Source organism: Pseudomonas sp. MF06569, assembly GCF_059862735.1.
Genome location: NZ_JCBCUZ010000033.1, coordinates 26734 through 48988 on the forward strand (window position 1 = coordinate 26734; position 22255 = coordinate 48988).

Genomic DNA, 22255 nt, shown 5'->3' on the forward strand with positions numbered 1-22255 from the left:
GCACAATAAAGACAGAGGCATGGGCCGGATAGCGACTATTGATCCACTAATCTGGACGCGCTATCGAATATTGGAATAACACTATGAACATCGACTGGTATGAAGACTTTCTCGCCCTGGCCGATACCGGCAAGTTCACGGCGGCGGCCAGCATGCGCGGCTCTTCGCAATCGGCGCTGAGCCGGCGAATTCAATTGCTGGAAGCGCACCTGGGAGCCACCCTGATCGACCGCGAACGCAACCCGGTGCGCCTGACGGCCGCCGGTGAAGCCTTGCTGCCCAATGCCGTGGAATTGGTGCGCATGGCCCGCGACTGTGAACAGAGCGTAAAAGTGCTTAATCGGCCGCTGACCTTTGCCTCGTTGCACACCCTGGCGTGCAACTTCTTCCCGGACTGGATCAGCCAGTTGAACAGCGCGCAATCGCCGCTGTTCACCCGGATCGACACTGGCTATCGAAGCACCGACGATTACTACATGGCGCTGATGTCCGGGCGTTGCGATTTCATCCTGTTCTACCGTGATACCAAGACGGCGCCCTACTCGCGCCAGAGCGAATTCGAGGTCAAGTCCCTGGGCCATGACGAGCTGTACTGGGTGGCCACCCCGGCACTGGCGGCGCATTGCGCACAGACCGATGAGCCGATCCCGCTGCTCAGTTACTCGCGCAGTGCCCAACTGCATGAATTGTCCCGTATCCAGATCAACCGCCATCCCCAGCCCCATCGCCTGCTGCAAGTGTTTGAGGCCACCGTGTCCGAAGCCCTCAAACCGATGGTTGCCAGTGGCCAGGGCGTGGCCTGCATGCCCCACAGCATGGTTGCGCCGCTGATTGAGCGTGGGGAACTGGTGCGTTTGTATCCGGATATGGAGTCTGACCATCTGGAAGTGATTCTGGTGCGCTGGCGGGACAACCGTAACCCCCAGGCCGATGCGCTCTGGCAGCGGTTGTAGACAAAGAACGTGTAAAGATCCCGGGACCGCTGCGCACCGGCGACAGGCGCACGCAGGGGCGAAAGCGCTTTGGTTACTTTGCCGTTTTTGCAAAGTGACTCGCTGTAAGAGCGAAACCCATATTCCAGTTAGACATGCATGCCGGATATGTACCCGGCCTGCCAGTTATCACCAAAGCCCCCCAATCGCGGCCCCGCACAACACCAGCCCCACTACGAACTTTCAGGATTTTTCGCACAGGCTTGCCAATTGCTGAGGTATCGGCACGACGCCTATAGTCAGCCCTCGCCGATAAGGCGACCGGGTTTGGCGACCTGGCAGTATCCAGTTAACGTGTGGTTGTTAAATATGGCTAAGCGTGTATTTTGCTCGCACTGCTTTATGGCAGCTGTACGTGGGAGATCTTCGGGTCTGCCGGGTTTCCTGGATCACCGGTTCGCCAACCCGCGTACAGCGGCCACCTGTTTTCGTTTGGCGACGAAATAAGCTGGCTCAAATACCCTTCCAGGAGCATCACTTATGACTCAACATCCATTTATTCCGTTAACCGCCATCGACTGCACCATCCCCGCCTTATTTATCGACCGCAATACGCCCCTCGATGTGCTTCACGCCAACGCCGTGGCCCGCATGCTGGCGGCAACCCAACTTATGGAAACACTCTCCAGCCGCGAATTGCAGCAGGCAGATTCGGTTGATCTCAAACATCTGGCCACGGCTGCTGCGCTGCTACTGCGAGATGGTTGTGACGTGTTGAATGTGTTGGGTTGGCGATTGCAGCCTGCATAGAAAAACACCCCAGTGCAGGGTTTTACGATGGCTGCGTCTACAGGATTCGTCGTCTATCCCTCTACGTAGCAGTTGACGAGTAGAACGAGGCTGCGTTCGATCGCGCAGCGGTCGCAAAACAGGTACACGCGGTATGCCTGATTAACCGAGGAAGCTGACTTTACGACTGCTACGTCGCAGTGGCGCACCAAGCCGAACGCAGCCTCGCACGGCTCGTCAGCTGCTACGGATCGTGAATGCACCCCACCAACCAGGCCGGCCGGTCGGCCGCCTCGGCGGGCAGTGCTTTTGATCTGCCCGCCCCTTCGGGAGGCCGAGAGGAGGTTCTGCGTAGTGGGTCGACCGGCATGGATGCCGGGAGAGCCGTGTTGGGCCAGGGATGGCCCGTCACGGCGGGCCCACGGAGCGGGACCGGAGCGAGGGACACCTGAGCGCAGCGAAGGCCGTACGCAGGGGCGAAAGCGCTTTGGTTACTTTGCCGCTTTTGCAAAGTGACTCGCTGTAAGAGCGAAACCATCATTTCAGTTAACTGCGGATGCCGGATATGTACCCAGTGTGCCAGTTGTTTTGCGATGCGCCCGCAGCGATGCCGAGTACATATCCATTCGATGTGTCACGACTTTCTACGGGTTCCGCCCTTACGGCGGGTCACTTTTTCCAGACGCCGAAAAAGTAACCAAAAAGGCTTGCCCTACCATACGGCCGCCTCGCCCAGGCTCGGTGGTTCCCTCACTCCGGCACTGTCATGGGGGCACGCCGCGACGGGCCATCCATGGTCCATCGCGGCTGGCGCGGCGTCCTGCCGCGCCACCCCCATAACAGCACCTGCGTTCGGCCTTCTGTGATGGGCATTCGCGTCGTCTGGACATACGTGTGGCTCCAGCAAAAGCAAAAGCAAAAGCAAAAATGCTTCGCAGACGCCACAGAACCTTGCGCAAAACGTTTAAGCGCCAACATACAAGCCGCTGACGAGTAGTGCGAGGCTGCGTCCGGGCGCGCAGCGCTCGCAAACCCTGCACACCCGGTCTGCCTGAGAATACGAGGGCTGCCCATCGCAGCCTCGCTGCGCTCCTCAGCGGCTACAGTTTGTCTGCGACCAGCCCCGCCTGAATCTTTCCCACCACCTCCTGCATCGCCGGTAAAAAGCGCCGTGCAGCTTCCTCGACCGGCATGGCCTTGGCGATATACACCAGGTTAAGGCAACCCATCACCCGCTCCTCGTGCATCACCGGGATCGCAATCGCCGCGATCTTGCGCTCTTCTCCCCAGTGCGCGTTGTTTTCGCCATAACCCTTGCTGCGCGTGTGCTCCACCAGTCGCTCGACGAATCGGCGATCCGCCGCCAGCACCGACTGCGAGTCGTCCCGACTGATCATCAACTCGATCAATTCTTCCCGCTCGGCCGGCGGGCAAAACGCAAAATACGCCCGCCCGGTCGCGGTCATCAGCAAGGGCAAGCGGCGCCCCACCATCGAACGGTGAAACGACAGGCGACTGAAACGGTGAGTGGTTTCGCGAATCACCATCGCATCGCCATCCAGGGTGCACAGGTCGGTGGGCCAGGCCACTTGCTGGAGCAACTGGCCAAGCAAGGGCGCCGCAATTGAAGAAATCCACTGCTCATCGCGAAAGCCTTCGCTCAGCTCACGCACCTTCAGAGTCAACCGGTAGCTGTCATCCGATTCACTGCGGCGCACGTAGCCTTCAGCCTGCAACGTCTCCAGCAAACGACGCACGGTCGTGCGGTGCAAACCGCTCTGTTCGGCCAACTGAGCGGTACTGGCGCCCCCGTCGAAACGGTTGAGACCGTTGATCAGTAATAGCCCGCGCATCAGGCCCCGCACGGCCTTGTATTCGGTTTCGCTCATGTGTTTTCCATTATTTTTATCGGTAAATCAACGATGTGCACTGAGTGCACCCTAGCAAGGGTTGTCGTTGTTCACCAGCTTCGCGATTTCCATACTGCGCCCAACAAGAAATCCAAAAAAAGCGCTGTACGGAGATACCCATGAGTTCTGCACCCACTGCTTCCCCCTTGGACCTGAACACCGATATCGCCATTGTCGGGGCGGGTCCTGTCGGGCTGATGATCGCCAATTACCTGGGCCAATGTGGTGTAAACGTCACCTTGGTGGAAAAGCTCGACAGCCTGATCGACTACCCGCGCGCCATTGGCCTGGACGACGAAAGCCTGCGCACATTCCAGGCCGTCGGCCTTGCCGATAACGTGCTGCCGCACACCACGCCCTGGCATGCGATGCGCTTCATGACGCCCAAAGGTCGCTGCTTTGCAGACATCCAGCCCAAGACCGATGAATTTGGCTGGTCCCGCCGTAACGCCTTTATTCAGCCGCTGGCTGACCGCGTGCTGTTCGAAGGCCTGCAACGCTTTGACAACGTCAAGGTGCTGTTCGGCCGCGAACTCGAAGGCTTCGAACAAAGCGACAGCGGTGTGCAACTCACACTGAAAAACGCCGAGGGTCGCAGCGAACGCCTGCAGGCCAAGTACCTGATTGGCTGCGATGGCGGCAACAGCCTGGTGCGCCGCAGCCTGGACATCAGTTTTGAGGGCAAGACCGCGCCCAATCAGTGGATCGTGGTGGATATCGCCAACGACCCCCTGAGCACGCCCCATGTGTACCTGTGCTGCGACCCGGTGCGCCCGTACGTGTCCGCCGCCCTGCCCCACGGCGTGCGCCGCTTTGAGTTTATGGTGATGCCCGGCGAGACCGAAGCCGAGCTGAGCAAGCCCGAAAACATGCGCAAGCTGCTGGCCAAGGTCCTGCCGGACCCGGACCGCATCGAGCTGATTCGCAGCCGCGTCTATACCCACAACGCCCGCCTCGCAGGCCGCTTCCGCCAGGGCCGGGTACTGCTGGCCGGGGATGCCGCGCATATCATGCCGGTCTGGCAAGGCCAGGGTTACAACAGCGGCATGCGCGATGCCTCCAACCTGGCCTGGAAACTGTCATTGGTGATCAAGGGCCTGGCCAGTGACCGCCTGCTCGACAGCTATGAGCTGGAGCGCCGGGATCACGCCAAGGCCATGATCGATCTCTCGGTACTGGCCGGCCACGTACTGGCGCCCCCCAAGCGCTGGCAAGGCACCCTGCGCGATGGCGTGTCGTGGCTGCTCAACTATGTGCCGCCGGTCAAGCGCTACTTCGTCGAGATGCGCTTCAAGCCCATGCCGCAATACACCCGTGGCGCCCTGATCGTGCCGAGCGAAAAAGGCTCGCCGGTGGGCAAGATGTTCATTCAGCCCAAGGTACTGACCGACGCCGGTGCGACCGTGCTCCTCGATGAAGTGATCGGCGAGAATTTCGCCATTATCGCCTGGGGCTGCGACCCGACCTGGGGCCTGACGGCGGCGCAGATTGCGCAATGGAAAACCCTGGGCACGCGGTTTATTCAAGTGCTGCCGGATGTCCAGCTCAGGGCCCCGAGCGACGCCGGCAACGACGTGATTCGGGTCGGCGACAGCACTGGCCGCCTGCGCGAGTGGTTCGCCCGCGGCTCATCGTCCATTGCCCTGCTGCGCCCTGATCGCTTCCTCGCCGGGCTGGCCACACCGCAAACCCTCGGCAAGGCCTGCAATGAACTGGCCCTGGCGCTCAACGCGCAACCACACATCCAGGTGACGCCAGCCGTCAGCAAGGTGGCTTGAGATGAGCGCCTATTTGCACTGTTTGTCACACACGCCGCTGGTGGGCTACGTCGACCCGGCCCCCGAAGTGCTGGCCGAAGTGGACAGCATGATCCGCGATGCCCGCGAGCGCATCGCCCGCTTCGACCCGCAGCTGATCGTGCTCCTGGGGCCCGATCACTACAACGGCTTTTTCTACGACGTCATGCCGCCTTTTTGCATTGGCATGGCCGCCGATGCCATTGGTGATTTCGACACCGCCGCCGGCCCTCTCGACGTACCCAAAGCCCTGGCCGAAGCCTGCGCCCAAGCCGTCATGGAGGCGGGTATCGACACCGCCGTGTCCTACCGAATGCAAGTCGATCATGCCTTTGCCCAACCGCTGGAACTGTTGCTGGGCGGGTTGCGCACCTGCCCGGTGATTCCGGTCTTCATCAATTCGGTGGCCGTGCCCCTGCCCGGTTTCAAGCGGGCACGACTGCTGGGCGAGGCCATCGGCCAGTGGGCCAGATCACTGGACCTGCGCGTGCTGTTCCTGGCCTCCGGAGGCCTGTCCCATCAGCCCCCGGTGCCAGAGCTGGCCAAGGTCGATGCCCGCATGGCCGACCGCTTGATGGGCAGCGGCCGCCACTTGCCCGCCGATGAACGCGCCGCACGCCAGCAACGGGTCATCCAGGCCGCCCGGCACTTCGTCGAAGACCAGAACACCCTGCATCCCCTCAATCCGGTCTGGGACCAACAGTTTCTCGACACGCTGGAGCAGGGCCGCTTGAGCGACCTCGATGCACTGGGCAATGACGCGCTGTCGGCGCTCGCCGGTAAATCGACCCACGAGGTGAAAACCTGGGTCGCTGCATTCGCCGCATTGTCCGCCTTTGGCCCCTACCAAACCGAAGGCCGCTACTACCGCCCGATTCCCGAATGGATTGCAGGCTTCGGCGCCCTTGGCGCGCAGCCGCTGACCCACCCCCTTTGAATTCAAGGAACTCTGCCATGACTGCCACTGCCAGCGTATTCACTGAAGCCTCGACCAGCCGCTTTGCCCGCATCAAGGAAGGCGACCTGGCCCTGCAATTGCACTACAACGACGTCGGCCAGGGTGCCGAGACCGTGGTCATGCTCCACGGCTCCGGGCCCGGCGCCAGCGGCTGGGCCAACTTCAACCGCAACATCGAACCGCTGGTGACTGCCGGTTACCGGGTGATCCTGCTCGATTGCCCGGGCTGGAGCAAAAGCGACCCGGTGGTGAGCGAAGGCTCACGCTCCAACCTCAATGCGTCGGCGCTCAAGGGCCTGCTCGATGTGCTGGACCTTGACCGGGTGCACATCATCGGCAACTCGATGGGTGCCCACAGCACTGTGGCCTTCGCTCTGGAAAACCCCGAGCGCATCGGCAAACTGATCCTCATGGGCGGCGGCACAGGCGGCCCGAGCGCGTTTGTGCCCCAGCCCACCGAAGGCATCAAGCTGATCGGTGCGCTGTACCGCGAGCCGACCATCGAGAACCTGAAGAAGATGATGAGCGTCTTCGTTTTCGACACCAGCAGCCTGACCGAAGAACTGTTCCAGACCCGTCTGGATAACCTCCTGGCGCGCCGCGACCACCTGGAAAACTTCGTCAAAAGCAGCACCCTCAATCCCAAGCAGTTCCCCGACTTCAGCCATCGCCTGCACGAAATCAGCGCCGAAACCCTGCTGGTCTGGGGGCGCGAAGACCGCTTTGTGCCGATGGACACCGGCTTGCGCCTGCTGGCAGGGCTGCCCAAGGCGCAGTTGCACGTGTTCAACCGCTGCGGCCACTGGGCGCAATGGGAACACGCCGACACCTTCAACCGCATGGTGCTGGACTTCCTGACCCACTGATGACCGAGACCGCCATGAACCCGACTCCCGAAACACTGACCCAACTGGCCGCTGACCTGCGCCACGCCGAAACCCACGGCAGTGCCATCGCCCCCCTGCGCGAGCTGATCGGTGAAGACAACGCGACAGCCGCCTATACCATCCAGCAGCTCAATGTCGCCCACGGCGTCGCCAACGGCCGCCGGGTGGTGGGCCGAAAAATCGGCCTGACCAACCCCAAGGTGCAGGCGCAGCTGGGCGTGGACCAACCGGACTTCGGCACCCTGTTCGCCGACATGTGCTACGGCGACAACCAGACCGTACCCATCGATCGCGTGTTGCAACCCAAGATCGAGGCGGAAATCGCCTTGATCCTCAAACATGACCTGCCCCACTCCGACACCACCTTCGACGAAGTCATGGCCGCCACCGGCTGGGTGGTCCCGGCCCTGGAAATCGTCGGCAGCCGCGTGCAGCAGTGGAACATCCGCTTTGTCGACACGGTGGCCGATAACGCCTCCAGCGGCTGCTACGTGCTCGGCGGCCCGGCCCGCAGCCTCGAGGGGCTGGACTTGCGCAATGCGGGCATGCGCATGACCCGCAATGGTGAAGAAGTTTCCAGTGGCAGCGGCGCGCAATGCCTGGGCCACCCGCTCAATGCGGCCGTGTGGCTGGCTTGCACCATGGCGCGCCTGGGCAATCCGCTGCAAGCGGGCGACATCATCCTGACCGGGGCACTGGGGCCGATGGTGGCCGTGGCCGCCGGTGATCGTTTCGACGCCCATATCGAAGGCATCGGCAGTGTCGGTGTGGACTTCTCGCAACACAGCAGCGCCGAGTAATCGGCGACTTGCGTGCAACTGAGGCAACAATAATGAACAAGAAACTCAAGGTCGCCATCATCGGCTCCGGCAATATCGGCACCGACCTGATGATCAAAATCCTGCGCAATGCCCGGCACCTGGAAATGGGCGCAATGGTCGGCATCGACCCGGCCTCCGACGGTCTGGCCCGTGCTGCCCGCATGGGTGTTGCAATCACCCACGAAGGGGTAGAAGGCCTGACGCGCATGGACGTGTTCAAGGACATCGACTTCGTGTTCGATGCCACCTCCGCCGGTGCCCATGTCAAGAACGACGCCTTTCTGCGGGCCATCAAACCCGGCATCCGCCTGATTGACCTCACCCCGGCCGCCATCGGTCCGTACTGCGTACCGGTGGTCAACCTGGAACAGAACCTCGACCAGCTCAACGTCAACATGGTGACCTGCGGCGGGCAGGCGACCATTCCGATGGTCGCCGCCGTGTCCCGTGTGGCCAAGGTGCATTACGCCGAAATCGTCGCGTCGATTGCCAGCAAATCTGCCGGGCCGGGCACCCGCGCCAATATTGACGAGTTCACCGAAACCACCTCCAAGGCCATCGAAGTGATTGGCGGTGCAACCAAGGGCAAGGCGATCATCGTGATGAACCCGGCCGAGCCGCCGCTGATGATGCGCGACACCGTATTTGTGCTCAGCGAAGCGGCTGACCAGGCGCTGGTCGAAGCCTCCATCGTCGAGATGGCCGCCGCTGTAAACGCCTATGTGCCGGGCTATCGCCTCAAGCAGAGCGTGCAATTCGATGTGATCCCTGAAGACGCACCGCTCAACATTCCCGGACTGGGCAGGTTTTCCGGCCTCAAGACGTCGGTGTTTCTTGAAGTCGAAGGCGCCGCCCACTACCTGCCGGCCTACGCCGGAAATCTCGACATCATGACCTCCGCAGCCTTGGCCACCGCCGAGCGCATGGCGCTGTCGATGCTCAACGCCTGAGGGGAAAACCATGAACGGTAAAAAGATCTACATCAGCGACGTCACCCTGCGCGACGGCAGCCACGCGGTACGCCACCAGTACTCGTTGCAGAACGTGCAAGACATCGCCCGCGCCCTGGACAAGGCCCGCGTCGACGCCATCGAAGTGGCCCACGGCGACGGTCTGCAAGGTTCTAGTTTCAACTACGGTTTTGCCTCCCATACCGATCTGGAATGGATCGAAGCGGCGGCGGACGTGATCAGCCACGCAAAAATCACCACCCTGCTGTTGCCCGGCATCGGCACGGTTCACGACCTCAAGGCCGCGTACAACGCCGGGGCCCGGGTGGTGCGCATTGCCACCCATTGCACCGAAGCCGACGTATCGAAGCAGCACATCGAATACGCCCGTGAACTGGGCATGGACACCGTGGGCTTCCTGATGATGAGCCACATGATCCCGGCCGAGCAGCTGGCGGCCCAGGCCAAACTGATGGAGAGCTACGGCGCGACGTGCGTGTACATGGCCGACTCGGGCGGCGCGATGAACATGCAGGACATTCGCGATCGCTTCCGCGCGTTCAAGGCCGTGCTCAAGCCTGAAACCGAAACCGGCATGCATGCCCACCACAACCTGTCGCTGGGCGTGGCCAACTCGATTACGGCGGTGGAAGAAGGCTGCGACCGGATCGATGCCAGCCTCGCGGGCATGGGGGCCGGGGCCGGCAATGCCCCGCTGGAAGTGTTTATCGCCGCCGCCGAGCGCCTGGGCTGGAACCACGGCACCGACCTTTACACGCTGATGGATGCCGCGGACGACATCGTCCGACCGTTGCAGGATCGCCCGGTGCGGGTTGACCGCGAGACCTTGGCGCTGGGTTATGCCGGGGTGTATTCGAGCTTCTTGCGCCACGCCGAAATCGCTGCGGCCAAGTACGGCCTCAAGACCCTGGACATCCTGGTCGAACTGGGCAAGCGGCGGATGGTGGGCGGTCAGGAAGACATGATCGTCGACGTGGCGCTGGACCTGCTCAAACGCTAAGGCCTTCTTTACCCCCTTGTGGGGGCGGGCTTGCTCGCGATGCAGGCAACGCGGTTTACCTGACGAACCGCATTGATCCGATCGCGAGCAAGCCCGCTCCCACAGAAACAGGGGTTAACGCTGCTTCATCCATAACAACAATAAAACGGGTACAGCCCATGACTTCACTCAATCTGCAAATGGCCCGCACCATCGGCCTGTGTTTTCTCGTTGCCCTCATGGAAGGCCTCGATCTACAGGCCGCAGGGATCGCTGCTCAAGGCATGGCTGCCGCGTTCGAACTGGATAAATTACACATGAGCTGGGTGTTCAGCGCCGGCATTTTCGGCCTGTTGCCCGGTGCGTTCGCGGGTGGATGGCTGGCTGACCGCATTGGCCGCAAACGCGTGCTGATGGCCTCGGTGGGGCTGTTCGGGGTGTTCTCCCTTGCCACCGCACTGGCCTGGGACTTTAACAGCCTGCTGGTCGCACGCTGCCTCACCGGCGTTGGCCTTGGTGCCGCCCTGCCCAACCTGATCGCCCTCACCAGCGAAGTGGCTGGTCCGCGCTTGCGCGGTACGGCGGTAAGCCTGATGTATTGCGGCGTGCCGTTGGGCGCCGCGCTGGCCGCCCTGATCGGCATCGCCGACCTGGCCGGTGGATGGCAAGTGGTGTTCTACGTCGGTGGCGTGGTGCCGCTGTTGATCGTGCCGCTGCTGGGGCTCTACCTTCCCGAATCACAGCAGTTTCGCAACGTTCAGGGCGAGGCGCCCATCGGTGTGGTTCAGGGTTTGTTTCGCGAGGGCGCGGCACTGCCGACTGCGCTGATCTGGATCAGCTATTTCTTTACCCTGATGGTGGTCTACATCCTGATCAACTGGCTGCCCAGCCTGGTGATCGGCCAAGGTTTCACCGGGCGCCAGGCCAGCTGGGTGATGCTTGCCCTGCAAATTGGCGCAGCGGTCGGCACCCTGTTTCTGGGCTGGGTCATGGACCGCCTGCCCGCCTGGGCCCTGTCGGCACTGATCTATGTGGGCATCCTGGTGTCACTGACCGCCCTTGGGTTGGCGAGCCATCTGCCGGCCATGCTGGCGGCGGGCTTTATTGCCGGTTTTTTTGCCACTGGAGGCCAATGCGTGCTCTACGCCCTGGCACCGCATTTCTATCGCCCCTCGATACGCGCCACCGGCGTAGGCAGCGCGGTGGCCATCGGTCGCCTCGGAGCCATGAGCGGCCCCTTGGTGGCCGGCAAGATGCTCGCGCTGGGCACCGGCACCGCCGGGGTGATGCTGGCATCGGCGCCAGGCATCGTGATTGCGGCCGTGGCCATGTTTTACCTGTCGGTGCGGCGCAACACAGCAGCACCCGACTGACAACCTGCGTGCCGAAAGGCGCGCAGTGCTCCACCCCCCATAACAATAAAAGTGAACCTGCCATGCTCAAGACTGTTCTTCGGGCGCTCAGCGCCTGCACCTGCGTTTTATCCATGGGACCTGCGTTGGCCAGCGGCTTTGTCGATGACAGCCACGCGGACCTGGTGATGCGCAACTATTACTTCGATCGCAACTACGTCAATGCAACGCCCCAGGCGGCTGCCCGGGAATGGGCACAGGGGTTTATCCTCAACCTGCGCTCGGGCTACACCGAAGGGCCGGTCGGGTTTGGCCTGGACGCCCAGGGCTTGCTCGGTGTGCGCCTGGACTCCTCACGCGCACGCACCGGCACAGGCCTGCTGCCCTACAACGCCACCACCCGCGAACCTGCCGATGAGTACTCGGAGCTGGGGCTGACAGCCAAGGCCCGCTTCTCGAAAAGCGAGCTGCAACTGGGCACCATCAGCACCTTTTTGCCGATCGCATTCGCCAGCCCTACCCGCCTGTTGCCGCAAACGTTTCGCGGCGCGTATCTGAAGTCCCAGGAAATTGATCAACTGACGCTGCACGTCGGCTGGCTGGACCGCATCAACCTGCGCGACTCAACCGACTACCAGAAAATGTCGGTCGGCTCCCCCAACGGCCGCTTCAATGGTGCTGCCGAGTCGAACCGCTTCATGTTTATCGGCGGTGACTACGCCTGGTCCCCGCACCTGACCCTCAAGTACTACCACGCTGAACTGGCGCAGCTGTACCGCAAGGATTTTTACGGCTTTGTCGACAATCGCCCGATGGGCCCCGGCAGCCTGAAAAGTGATTTTCGTTTGTTTATCACTGGCGAAGACGGCGCAGCCAAAGCCGGGACGGTGGACAACCGCAATGCGGCACTGATGCTGACCTACAGCCTGGGCGCCCATAAATTTGGCGCCGGTTACATGCAACTGACCGGCAAGACCGGCATGCCGTATCTGTTTGGCACCGAACCGCTGGTGATCACCGAAGGCACCCTGAGTTCGGAGTTCCTCAACCCCAAGGAACGCAGCTGGCAGGTGCGCTATGACTACAACTTTGCCGGGGTGGGCGCGCCGGGCCTCAACGGCATGCTGCGCTACGTGAGTGGCGACAATATCGAGCTGGCCCGGTTTGGCGGTTCGAACCTGAGCGAGAGTGAAAAGGATATCGAGGTCTCTTACGTGCTGCAGAGCGGACCGCTCAAGGACCTCTCCCTGCGGTTGCGCAACGCCTGGTACCGCAATGATTTCACGGCACAGGCCAGCCACCGGGATGACAACGAATTGCGGGTCAATATCGATTACACCTGGAAGCTGTGGTGACGATTTACGACAACAATTGCGACATGGGCTGGCTGAGCAGGCAGGACTTTAGATAAGCTCTGCCACCCCCCATCAGCAACCAGCGGTAAGCGCATGATTGAAGTCACCGAGGTTTCCATAGCCCAACTGCGCGCCGCGCTCGAATCCGGCCAAACCACGGCGGTCGAGCTGGTGCAGGCCTATCTCGCACGGATCGACGCCTACGACACCCCGAACACTCCCACCGCGCTCAATGCGGTGGTGGTGCGCAACCCGCAGGTGCTGACCGAGGCCCAAGCATCCGACGCCCGCCGGGCCAAAGGCCAGACCCTTGGCCCGCTGGATGGCATCCCCTACACCGCCAAGGACAGTTACCTGGTCAAGGGCCTGACGGCGGCGTCGGGCAGCCCGGCCTTCAAGGACCTGGTGGCGTACCGCGATGCGTTCACCATTGAACGCCTGCGCGCCGCCGGTGCCATCTGCCTGGGCAAGACCAACATGCCACCCATGGCCAACGGCGGGATGCAGCGCGGTGTTTATGGCCGTGCCGAAAGCCCGTACAACGCTGACTACCTCACGGCCCCCTTCGCTTCCGGCTCGTCCAACGGCGCAGGCACTGCCACGGCGGCCAGCTTCTCGGCATTCGGCCTGGCGGAAGAAACCTGGTCGAGCGGACGCGGCCCGGCTTCCAACAATGGTTTGTGTGCCTACACCCCGTCACGGGGTGTGATCTCGGTGCGCGGCAACTGGCCACTGACTCCGACCATGGACGTGGTGGTGCCGTTTGCCCGAACCATGGGTGATCTTCTGGAAGTGCTCGATGTGGTGGTGGCTGAAGACCCGGACACCCGCGGCGATTTGTGGCGCCTGCAACCCTGGGTGCCCATCCCGAGTGTCGCTTCGGTGCGTCCGGCTTCTTATGCCGAGCTCAATGCCAATGGCGCCGCACTGGCGGGCAAACGCTTTGGTGTGCCGCGCATGTACATCAATGCCGACCCTGAGGCCGGCACCAGCGAGTCACCGGGTATCGGCGGCCCTACGGGGCAGCGCATCATCACCCGCGCCTCGGTCATTGACCTGTGGCAAGCCGCGCGCAAGGCCATCGAAGCCCAGGGCGGGGAAGTGATCGAAGTCGACTTCCCGCTGGTATCCAACTGCGAAGGCGACCGCCCAGGTGCCCCGACGGTGTTTACCCGCGGGCTGGTGTCCAAAGCGTTTTTGCATGATGAGTTATGGGAGTTGTCGGCCTGGGCGTTTGACGACTTCCTGCGGGCCAACGGCGATCCAAAACTGAACCGGCTGGCCGATGTCGATGGCCCGCAGATTTTCCCTCACGACCCGGGCACCCTGCCCAACCGCGAAGACGAACTGGCGGCGGGCATGGACGAATACGTGCGCATGGCCGAGCGCGGGATTACCCCGTGGGACCAGATCAGCACCGTTCCGGACGGCCTGCGCGGTCTTGAGCAGACGCGTCGAATCGACCTGGAAGACTGGATGGACCGGTTGGGGCTCGATGCCGTGCTGTTCCCGACTGTGGCCGACGTGGGTCCGGCGGATGCGGATGTCAATCCGGCCTCGGCGGACATCGCCTGGAGCAATGGCGTGTGGGTGGCCAACGGCAACCTGGCGATTCGGCATTTGGGCGTGCCTACGGTTACGGTGCCAATGGGCGTGATGGCGGATATCGGCATGCCGGTGGGGCTGACCTTTGCGGGCCGTGCGTATGACGATTCGGCGTTACTGCGTTTTGCATCGGCGTTTGAGGCAACGGGCTCCAAGCGAGTGATCCCGCCGCGTACACCGCCGTTGTCGGGTCGTTAACAGGAGGATCTCGTCAGCGGTTGTAAACCCGGAATTAACCGTGGAAGCTGATCTTACGACTGCTTCGCAGCCGGACGCAGCCTCGCATGGCTCGTCAGCTGCTACGGATTCGTCACCCATCACGGGTGTACCGCGCGTAGCAGTTGACGAGTAGAACGAGGCTACGTTCGATCGCGAAGCGGTCGCAAAACCGGTACACGCGATCTGCCTAATTAACCGTGGAAGCTGACCTTACGACTGCTTCGCAGCCGATCGCAGCCTCGCACGGCTCGTCAGCGACTACAGTTCGCCACCTACCCCTTGTAGTCGCTGACGAGTAGAACGAGGCTGCGATCGATCGCGAAGCGGTCGCAAAACCGGTACACGCGGTATGCCTGATCAACCGTGGAAGCTGACCTTACGACTGCTTCGCAGCCGATCGCAGCCTCGCACGGCTCGTCAGCGACTACAGTTCGCCACCTACCCATGTAGTCGCTGACGAGTAGTACGAGGCTGCGATCGAGCGCGAAGCGGTCGCAAAACCGGTAAACGCGGTAAGCCTGATTAACCGTGAACGCTGACCTTACGACTGCTTCGCAGCCATCGCCGTCACTTCTACCCGCATGCCTTCAACCGCCAACGAGGCCACTCCCACCGCCGCACGCACCGGCCACGGCTTGGCAAAAAACCGTTTGTACACTTCGTTAAACGCCGCACGATCAGCCATGTCGGTCAGGTAGATAGTCAGGTGCAACACCCGGTCCATCGAACTGCCCGCCTTCTCCAGCGCTACCTTGAGCGCCTGCAGGGTGCATTCGCTCTGCTCGACAATCCCGCCCAGCTCAAGGCTGCCGTCAGCACGGGTCGGGATCTGGGTGGACATCAGGATGCCGCCGAAACCGGCAACATCCGATGAGATGGAGTCAGCATCAGGATCGGGAACAAACGTCAGGTCGTGATTACTCATGGGAGTCTCTTGTTTGAGTCAAACAAGGATTGTCGCGTGTGCCAGCACCGCCGACAACCCTTGCCAGGATCACACTCCCCCGACGCTACAACGGCCCGGGCTCCACACCCTTGAAGCTCAACCCCTGGCTGTCGCTCACTTGCCAGGGATTGGTCCCGCCCGTATCGGTAAACACCACCTCTGCAAACTGCGAGTCTTTCAAGCCGTCAATCCGCGCTTTGGCCGGGCCGCTGAAACGCACTCGCTCGAAGACCAACCCTTGGTGGTAAGCGTTGTTTTTACTGTCGCCCTTGACCTCGATAGCCGCTCCCCGGGCGTTCTCGACACTCACGTCGGTGACGCGAATATCCCGGAACTGCCCCGGCACCGTCGAGCGCCGGTAGTCGAGCTTGGCGTTCGGGTCGTTGTAGTCGAGGGTGAAAATAAACGCCTGCTTGACGGTGTTGCGAATCGCAGAATCGCGGAAGGTGACGTTGCGCGCACCGCCATCCATGAAGTTGGTGCTCTTCATGCGCAGCCCCGCATCGGTGCCGTCCGAGACGTTGTCTTCTGCAAGGATGTTTTGAATCCAGGCGCCGGTATGGCTGCCCGCAACGACCATGCCGTGGCCCTTGCGGAAGAAGTTGTTGAAGATCCAGGCATCTTCCTGGGGCTTCTGATGCACCGCATCGGCCCCGGTGCCCGCGGCGAAGTTGACGCAGTCATCACCGGTGTCGAAAAAGTTGTTGAACACCATGGCGCCCTTGCTGTTCGCAAACTCGATGCCATCACCATTGTTGGCGTCGTAGGTCTTGTGCGTGGTGTTGGCCAGCACCACGTTTTCGGTCTCCAGGTTCATGATCCCGTGGTAGGCCGGATTGAGCACGGTGAAGCCGCCATAAAACACATTCTTCACGTCACGCAAAGTGATCAATGAGGAACGCATCTGCCCATACGCATCCTTGACGTTCATGCCGCGAGCAACGGCTTGCTCCACCTGGGCCTTGGCCAAAACGCCGTCCAGCATGTAGCGGGTGTTATCGCTGGGCAGGTAGAACGGCAGCGCCTGACCCGTCTCGTCCAGCACATCGGCCTGGCGCTTCCAGCCATTGCCGTCGATGGTGCCCGGGCCGACGATGCGAATATTTTCGAAGCGCTGGTGCTGCTTCGGATCTCTGGGCAACGCGTTGATCAAGGACGCCGGCCGCACAGTGGTGGAATACGGATACTGGATATAACCCGCCAGCGGATAGTCTTCGGCCCGCTCAGAGCCCAGCAACGTGGCACCTTCAGCCATTTGCAGGGTCATGTTGCTCTTGAGGTAAAGCGCCCCGCTTTTGTAGATGCCCTTGGGCAGCAGCACTTTGCAGCCGACGGTACAGGCGTCGATGGCGCTCTGGATGGCCTGCGTATCGAGGCTGCTGCCGTCACCCCTGGCGCCGTACTGCTTGACGTCAAAGACCGCAGGCACAGGGGTGGTGCGTTGCTCCACGGCCGGGCTGTCGACCGATTCCTGGCCATCAGCCCCTACCGAACGCACGGTAAAACGGTACGGGGTGTCCGGCTTGAGGCCCTGTGCGGTGTAGCTGTGAATGCCGATGCGGTGGTGAAAGTTGGCCTTGTCCTGCTCGTAGAAGCGGTTGATGTAAGGCTTGGCGGGCGATACCCGGTCGTTGTTGGCGTTGCTGCTGCCCAGCAGCACGCCGTTGGCGTAAACCCGGTAATCCTTGACCGCAGCATGGTCTGCCGGTTTTTCCCAGACCAGAATGATCTCCTGATCATCAAAGGCCAGGGTCGGCACTTGCACCTTCACTGGCGCCTGCAATGCGGCCCACAGCGGCAGGCTGAACCCCAGCGCCAGGGTGGCCACCGCCGACCGGGTCAGCACCCGCCTGGGTAGAGCAGTCGTCGTGTTTTGATCCAACATGTTGTCTTCCTTATTGTTGTGAATCGTCACGCCAGAGCCGTTTAAACCGATGCCTGACTGAAATCGCGACTGGCCTGCACCAGCATTTGGGTATAGGCGTGGACCGCCGAGTCCTGACTCAGGGCCTTGCTGTCCAGCAGTTCAACGATCTTGCCCTGCTGCATCACGGCCACCCGATCACACAGGTGCGTCACCACCCCCAGGTCGTGGGTCACCATCAAGTACGTGAGTTTTTCCCGCTCACGCAGGTCCGTGAGCAGGTTGAGGATTTCGGCTTGCACCGAAACATCCAGGGCCGAGGTCGGCTCATCCAGCAGCAGCACCCGTGGTTCCAGAATCAGGGCCCGGGCAATGGCCACCCGCTGACGCTGACCACCGGACAGTTGATGGGGATAGCGATAACGGAAACTGTCATTCAGACCGACCTTGAGCAGGATTTCATTGATCCGGTCATCCTTGTCCCCTACCCCGTGAATGATCAGCGGCTCGCGCAGGGCGGTGTCGATGGTGTGGCGCGGATGCAGGGAGCCGTAGGGGTCCTGGAAGACCATCTGCACCTTGCGAAAATGCTCCTTGGACAGTTTGTGCTGCAACGGCACGCCAGCAATGCTCAGCTCGCCACTCCAGTGCCGGTACTGGCCGGCCAGGCAGCGCAGGACCGTGGTCTTGCCCGAGCCGGACTCCCCCACCAGACCAAAGGATTCGCCATCGGCGACACTCAGATTGACATCCTGCAACACGTGGTTATGAGCCGCGCCTGCACCAAAGCTCAGGTTCAGCGAACGGGCTTGAATCATGGACATGACGGGTTTCCTCAGTGGGTCAGCCAAAGCGGGTCACGCTGCAGCACCGGCAGGCGCACACGGCGATTATCCATGCTGGGCAGCGCAGCCAGCAGGCCACGGGTATAGGGGTGCTGGGCATTTTGCAGGTCGCAGGCAGCAAGAGACTCCACCACCCGCCCGGCATACATCACCAGCACACGGTCGCAGTAGTTGCGCACCAGATTCAGGTCGTGGCTGACAAAGATCAGCCCCATCTCCTGCTCCTCGACCAACTCCTCGAGCACGCTGAGTACCTGCTGGCGAACGGAAACATCAAGGGCAGAAGTCGGCTCGTCGGCGATGATCACTTCCGGTCGCGTGATGACCATCATCGCGATCATGATGCGTTGCCCCATGCCCCCGGACACTTCGTGGGGGTACAGGCCGTAGACCCTTTTGGGATCGCGGATATGCACTTTTTCGAGCATTTCCATGACCCGTTCCCGGGCCTCGCTGCGGCTGGCCTTGTGATGGGCCAGGTAGGCTTCGGCGATCTGGTCGCCGACTTTGACCACCGGGTTCAACGAGTACTTGGGGTCTTGCATGACCATGGAAATGCGCTGCCCGCGAATCTTCTGCATAGCCTTTTCACTGGCACTGAGCAGGTCGACTTCGCAAAATTGCAGGGTGTTGGCGGTGATCCGGGTGCTGCTCGGGTGCAACTTGAGCAGGCTGCGCCCGACCGTCGACTTGCCCGAACCGGACTCGCCGACAATGGCCAGCTTTTCCCGACCCAGGGTGAAGGACACATCGCGCACGGCATGGGTTTCTTTCTGGCCGTTGACGAAGCGCACATTGAGCCCTTCGACGACCAGTTTATGGGTGGACACGGTATTCGCAGACATAGGGCCTCCAGTTACTCGCTACGCGGATCGAGAATGTCCCGCAGGCCATCGCCCAACAGGTTGAATGCCAGGCTGACCAGCATGATCGCGGCCCCTGGAACAGCGACCAGCCACCAGCACTCGAGCATGTAGCGCCGACCCGTGGAGATCATCGCGCCCCACTCCGGCGACGGCGCCTGGGCCCCAAGCCCAAGGAAGCCCAGGGCGGCGGCCGTGAGAATGATCCCGGCCATGTTCATGGTCAGGCGGATGATCACCGACGACAGGCACATCGGCACGATGTGACGCAGGATGATCCGCGCAGGCGAAGCGCCTTGCAGCTCGACGGCGACCACAAAGTCGGCCTTGCGCAAGGACAGGGTTTCAGCCCGCGCCAGCCGTGCGATAGGCGGCCAGGACGTCAGTGCAATAGCGACCACCGCGTGCTCCAGGCCAGGGCCCAGTGCCGCGATAAAGGCCAGTGCCAGTACCAGGCTTGGAAAGGAGATGAATATATCGGTCAGGCGCATGAACACTGTGTCGACGATGCCGCCGAAATAACCGGAGACGGTGCCGATAAACAGCCCGATGGGCCCGACGATCACCGTCACCAGGGTGATGATGTACAGGGTGATGCGCGAGCCGTAGACCAGCCGGCTGAACACATCGCGGCCGTATTCATCGGTACCGAACCAGTGGGCGGCACCCGGCGGCTGCAGGGCGTCGGCCAGGTTCTGCGCGACGGGGTCATGGGTGGCAATCCAGGGTGCGAACGTCGCCACCACAATCAGCAAGAGTGCGACCAGCAGCCCGGCCAGTGTCATGGGGTTGCGCAGCAGATGGCGCAGCACCCGCAGACCGTTCTTGCACAGGGCATCGAAGCTGGAGGCCGGAGCACGGTGCAACGGCTGTTTGAGGCTGGAATCGGTAGAAGACATGGTGGGAATCATCGGCATGTTCTCGGATTGAAATCAGGTTCACCGGATACGCCCGCAGGCGTGTCCGGCAGCACTTCGCGGGTGAACACTCAGCGTTCCTTGTAGACCCCCAGATAACGGGTGGCCTCGGCGTCATCACCCGTAAACCCCTTGATATCGGATGCGCTCACGACGGTGTCGGTCATTTGCGAAATCATCATGATCGGGCCCACTTCCTGGTCGTAGAGGTTCTGCGCCTGGTGGTACAGGCTCACCCGCTGGCTGGCGTCACGCTCTACCCCGGCCTTGTCGATCAGGTTATTGATCTGCGGGCTGAAAAACGAAGCACGCCAGCCCTGGAAATTCGGCAAGCCTGCGTCATCGCTGTTGTCGGGGTTGTAGACGAAGGTGCGCAAGCTGAAGTACGGATGCGGGTAACGCTCGGCGCCACGGGCGACGATGATGTCGAAGTTGCGCGCACGCATCGCGCCATACACCTGGTTGCCCGTGCCGGTGACGATGCTGGCCTTGATCCCGCCTTCGGCCAGGGTTGATTGCAGGCGCGCAGCGATGTCAATAAAGGGTGGCTCGGACAAGGTGCGGATAGTGGTAGTAAACCCCTGGGGATACCCGGCTTCGGCCAGCAGTTTTTTCGCCGCCGCCACGTCCATGTGATACCCCGGATCCGGCAAGCGTGCTTCCAGGCTCAGTTGCATCGGTTGCTGGTTGAGCTTGCCGTAGTAAGGCATCACCTGCTCATCCAGGCCCTTGTAGTCGATGAGGTTGCGCACCGCTTCGCGGACCTTGGGTTTGGCAAACTCGGGCTGCTTCATGCTCATGGCCACGTAGTACATGGTGCCCCGGGGTAACGATTGCACCTGAAGCTTCGGTGAACCGTCGATGGCGCGAATGTCCGGCGCCGCCATGCCGTAGGCCAGGTCCAGATCCCCACGCTCAAGCATCAGGCGCAAGGACTGGGACTCGGTCATGTGCCGCACCACCACACGCTTGAGCTTGGCCGCGCCACCCCAGTAGCCATCGAAACGGGTCAACAACAGGGAGTCATTGGCGCTCCACTTGGTCAGCACGAAAGGCCCGCTGCCCGCTTCGTTGGTCACCAGCCAGCCTGCGCCCAGATCACCGTTCTTTTCATGGGCCAGGGCAGTCACGCGGTCCACCACCACGGCACTGGGCGAGATCGCCAGGGAGTCCACCAGCAGTTGCGGGTCCATGACCTGCGGCAGATCAATGACCAGGGTGTGGGCATCCGTGGCACGGATCAGCGACTGGATGTTGTCGACGTTGTAGCCGTAAGCCTTCCAGGTCGTGGCCAGGCCAAAGTTGAGTTTCATCACCCGGTACAGCGACCAGGCCACGTCTTCGGCGGTCAGGGGATTGCCGGAGTGGAACTTCACGTCCTGACGCAAATGAAAGGTCACCTGCTTGCCATCTTCACTGACCTCCCAGCGCTCGGCCAGTTGCGGCACGTGACGCTCGGGGTTGCCCTGGTCACGCTTGATCAGGGTGTCGTAGAGGTTGGCATTGACGCCCGAGGCGTCAAGACCGGGCGCATTGGCCGGATCGATGGAGAACAGATTGACCATGCTCATGCCCACAATCAGCTGGTCGGCCGGGGTCTTGGCATTGACCGCGCCCGTCGCGCCCAACGCCAAAACAGCCGCCAGCAGACTCATATGCACTGTCGAAAATGCAGTCTTCATTCAAAATTCCTTCTTCTTATAGTTATTAAGGGGCTGACGTCGGATTAGCGGGTGCGCGGATCAAACACCTTGTACAAGGCATCACTGATCAGGTTGAGCGCGACGAAGATCAAGCCGATCACCAGTACACATCCCATCACGGCATTCATGTCGCCGAGCATCAGGCTGCTGGTCAGGTACTGGCCGAAACCGGGCCAGGCAAACACCATCTCGATCAATACCGCGCCTTCAAGCAGCGAGCCGTAAGCCAGGGCCACGACCGTCAGCAGTTGCACCAGGATGTTGCGAAAGGCATGCCCCCAGACCACCTGGCGCCGGGACAGACCCTTGACCCGCGCCGTAATGATGTATTCCTGGGAGAGCTGTTCGAGCATGAAGCTGCGCGTCATGCGGCTGATGTAGGCCACCGAGTTGAGGCCCAGAATCAGTGCAGGCAACAGGATGTGGCGCATGGCGCTGGCAAACGCATCCCAGTCCCGGGCCAGGCTGGTGTCGATCAGCAACAGCCCGGTCACTTCAGGCACCATGCCGTCGTAGGCCAGGTCGATGCGCCCTGCCCCACCC

At 61.7% G+C, this 22255-nt stretch carries 19 protein-coding genes; 11 read left to right on the top strand and 8 right to left on the bottom strand.

Going from position 1 to position 22255, the window contains the following annotated elements; translation table 11 throughout:
- Window positions 1-83: 83 nt before the first annotated feature.
- Window positions 84-953 carry a LysR substrate-binding domain-containing protein gene (locus AC19YQ_RS22020; protein WP_133077580.1) on the top strand — a complete coding sequence of 290 codons (870 nt, stop codon included), beginning with the start codon at window positions 84-86 and terminating at the stop codon, window positions 951-953.
- Window positions 954-1472: 519 nt separating this feature from the next.
- A complete protein-coding gene (locus AC19YQ_RS22025) occupies window positions 1473-1742 on the top strand; it encodes a hypothetical protein (protein WP_048351816.1) in 270 nt (89 codons plus the stop codon).
- Between the two features lie 1079 nt (window positions 1743-2821).
- Here the strand turns inward: AC19YQ_RS22025 and AC19YQ_RS22030 are convergent.
- On the bottom strand, window positions 2822-3610 hold the full coding sequence (locus AC19YQ_RS22030; protein ID WP_500595948.1) for a DNA-binding transcriptional regulator: 789 nt from the start codon (window positions 3608-3610) through the stop codon (window positions 2822-2824).
- A 140-nt stretch (window positions 3611-3750) separates the two neighbouring features.
- Between AC19YQ_RS22030 and AC19YQ_RS22035 the strand changes: the two genes are divergently transcribed.
- The 9 genes from AC19YQ_RS22035 (at window position 3751) to AC19YQ_RS22075 (ending at window position 14553) form a co-directional block, all read left to right on the top strand.
- Complete coding sequence (locus AC19YQ_RS22035; RefSeq protein WP_339475381.1) at window positions 3751-5409, top strand: bifunctional 3-(3-hydroxy-phenyl)propionate/3-hydroxycinnamic acid hydroxylase; 1659 nt, start codon at window positions 3751-3753, stop codon at window positions 5407-5409.
- Window position 5410: 1 nt separating this feature from the next.
- Window positions 5411-6364 carry a 3-carboxyethylcatechol 2,3-dioxygenase gene (gene mhpB / locus AC19YQ_RS22040; RefSeq protein ID WP_500595949.1) on the top strand — a complete coding sequence of 318 codons (954 nt, stop codon included), beginning with the start codon at window positions 5411-5413 and terminating at the stop codon, window positions 6362-6364.
- Between the two features lie 17 nt (window positions 6365-6381).
- Complete coding sequence (locus AC19YQ_RS22045) at window positions 6382-7251, top strand: alpha/beta fold hydrolase (RefSeq protein ID WP_500595950.1); 870 nt, start codon at window positions 6382-6384, stop codon at window positions 7249-7251.
- A gap of 14 nt (window positions 7252-7265) precedes the next feature.
- Window positions 7266-8072 carry a 2-keto-4-pentenoate hydratase gene (gene mhpD / locus AC19YQ_RS22050; RefSeq protein ID WP_500595958.1) on the top strand — a complete coding sequence of 269 codons (807 nt, stop codon included), beginning with the start codon at window positions 7266-7268 and terminating at the stop codon, window positions 8070-8072.
- Window positions 8073-8104: 32 nt separating this feature from the next.
- A complete protein-coding gene (locus tag AC19YQ_RS22055) occupies window positions 8105-9043 on the top strand; it encodes an acetaldehyde dehydrogenase (acetylating) (RefSeq protein WP_048360932.1) in 939 nt (312 codons plus the stop codon).
- 10 nt (window positions 9044-9053) lie between these two features.
- A complete protein-coding gene (dmpG, locus tag AC19YQ_RS22060; RefSeq protein ID WP_046808984.1) occupies window positions 9054-10064 on the top strand; it encodes a 4-hydroxy-2-oxovalerate aldolase in 1011 nt (336 codons plus the stop codon).
- A 158-nt stretch (window positions 10065-10222) separates the two neighbouring features.
- A complete protein-coding gene (gene mhpT, locus AC19YQ_RS22065; protein ID WP_500595951.1) occupies window positions 10223-11416 on the top strand; it encodes a 3-(3-hydroxy-phenyl)propionate transporter MhpT in 1194 nt (397 codons plus the stop codon).
- Between the two features lie 62 nt (window positions 11417-11478).
- Complete coding sequence (locus tag AC19YQ_RS22070; RefSeq protein WP_500595952.1) at window positions 11479-12750, top strand: OprD family porin; 1272 nt, start codon at window positions 11479-11481, stop codon at window positions 12748-12750.
- A gap of 93 nt (window positions 12751-12843) precedes the next feature.
- Window positions 12844-14553, top strand: coding sequence for an amidase (locus tag AC19YQ_RS22075; protein ID WP_339475367.1), 1710 nt, complete (start codon window positions 12844-12846; stop codon window positions 14551-14553).
- A 562-nt stretch (window positions 14554-15115) separates the two neighbouring features.
- On the opposite strand, the gene AC19YQ_RS22080 is transcribed toward AC19YQ_RS22075, so the two are convergent.
- The 7 genes from AC19YQ_RS22080 to AC19YQ_RS22110 all read right to left on the bottom strand — a co-directional run.
- Window positions 15116-15499 (bottom strand): RidA family protein, encoded by a 384-nt coding sequence (locus AC19YQ_RS22080; RefSeq protein WP_048351613.1) that lies wholly within the window; start codon window positions 15497-15499, stop codon window positions 15116-15118.
- Between the two features lie 85 nt (window positions 15500-15584).
- Window positions 15585-17405, bottom strand: coding sequence for a glycoside hydrolase family 28 protein (locus tag AC19YQ_RS22085; RefSeq protein WP_500595953.1), 1821 nt, complete (start codon window positions 17403-17405; stop codon window positions 15585-15587).
- Between the two features lie 41 nt (window positions 17406-17446).
- A complete protein-coding gene (locus AC19YQ_RS22090) occupies window positions 17447-18208 on the bottom strand; it encodes an ABC transporter ATP-binding protein (RefSeq protein ID WP_500595954.1) in 762 nt (253 codons plus the stop codon).
- An 11-nt stretch (window positions 18209-18219) separates the two neighbouring features.
- On the bottom strand, window positions 18220-19059 hold the full coding sequence (locus tag AC19YQ_RS22095) for an ABC transporter ATP-binding protein (protein ID WP_046808990.1): 840 nt from the start codon (window positions 19057-19059) through the stop codon (window positions 18220-18222).
- Between the two features lie 26 nt (window positions 19060-19085).
- Window positions 19086-20003 carry an ABC transporter permease gene (locus tag AC19YQ_RS22100; protein ID WP_500595955.1) on the bottom strand — a complete coding sequence of 306 codons (918 nt, stop codon included), beginning with the start codon at window positions 20001-20003 and terminating at the stop codon, window positions 19086-19088.
- A 77-nt stretch (window positions 20004-20080) separates the two neighbouring features.
- Window positions 20081-21691 (bottom strand): ABC transporter substrate-binding protein, encoded by a 1611-nt coding sequence (locus AC19YQ_RS22105; protein ID WP_500595956.1) that lies wholly within the window; start codon window positions 21689-21691, stop codon window positions 20081-20083.
- Window positions 21692-21735: 44 nt separating this feature from the next.
- A partial coding sequence (locus tag AC19YQ_RS22110; RefSeq protein ID WP_500595957.1) for an ABC transporter permease occupies window positions 21736-22255 on the bottom strand: 520 nt, incomplete at its 5' end.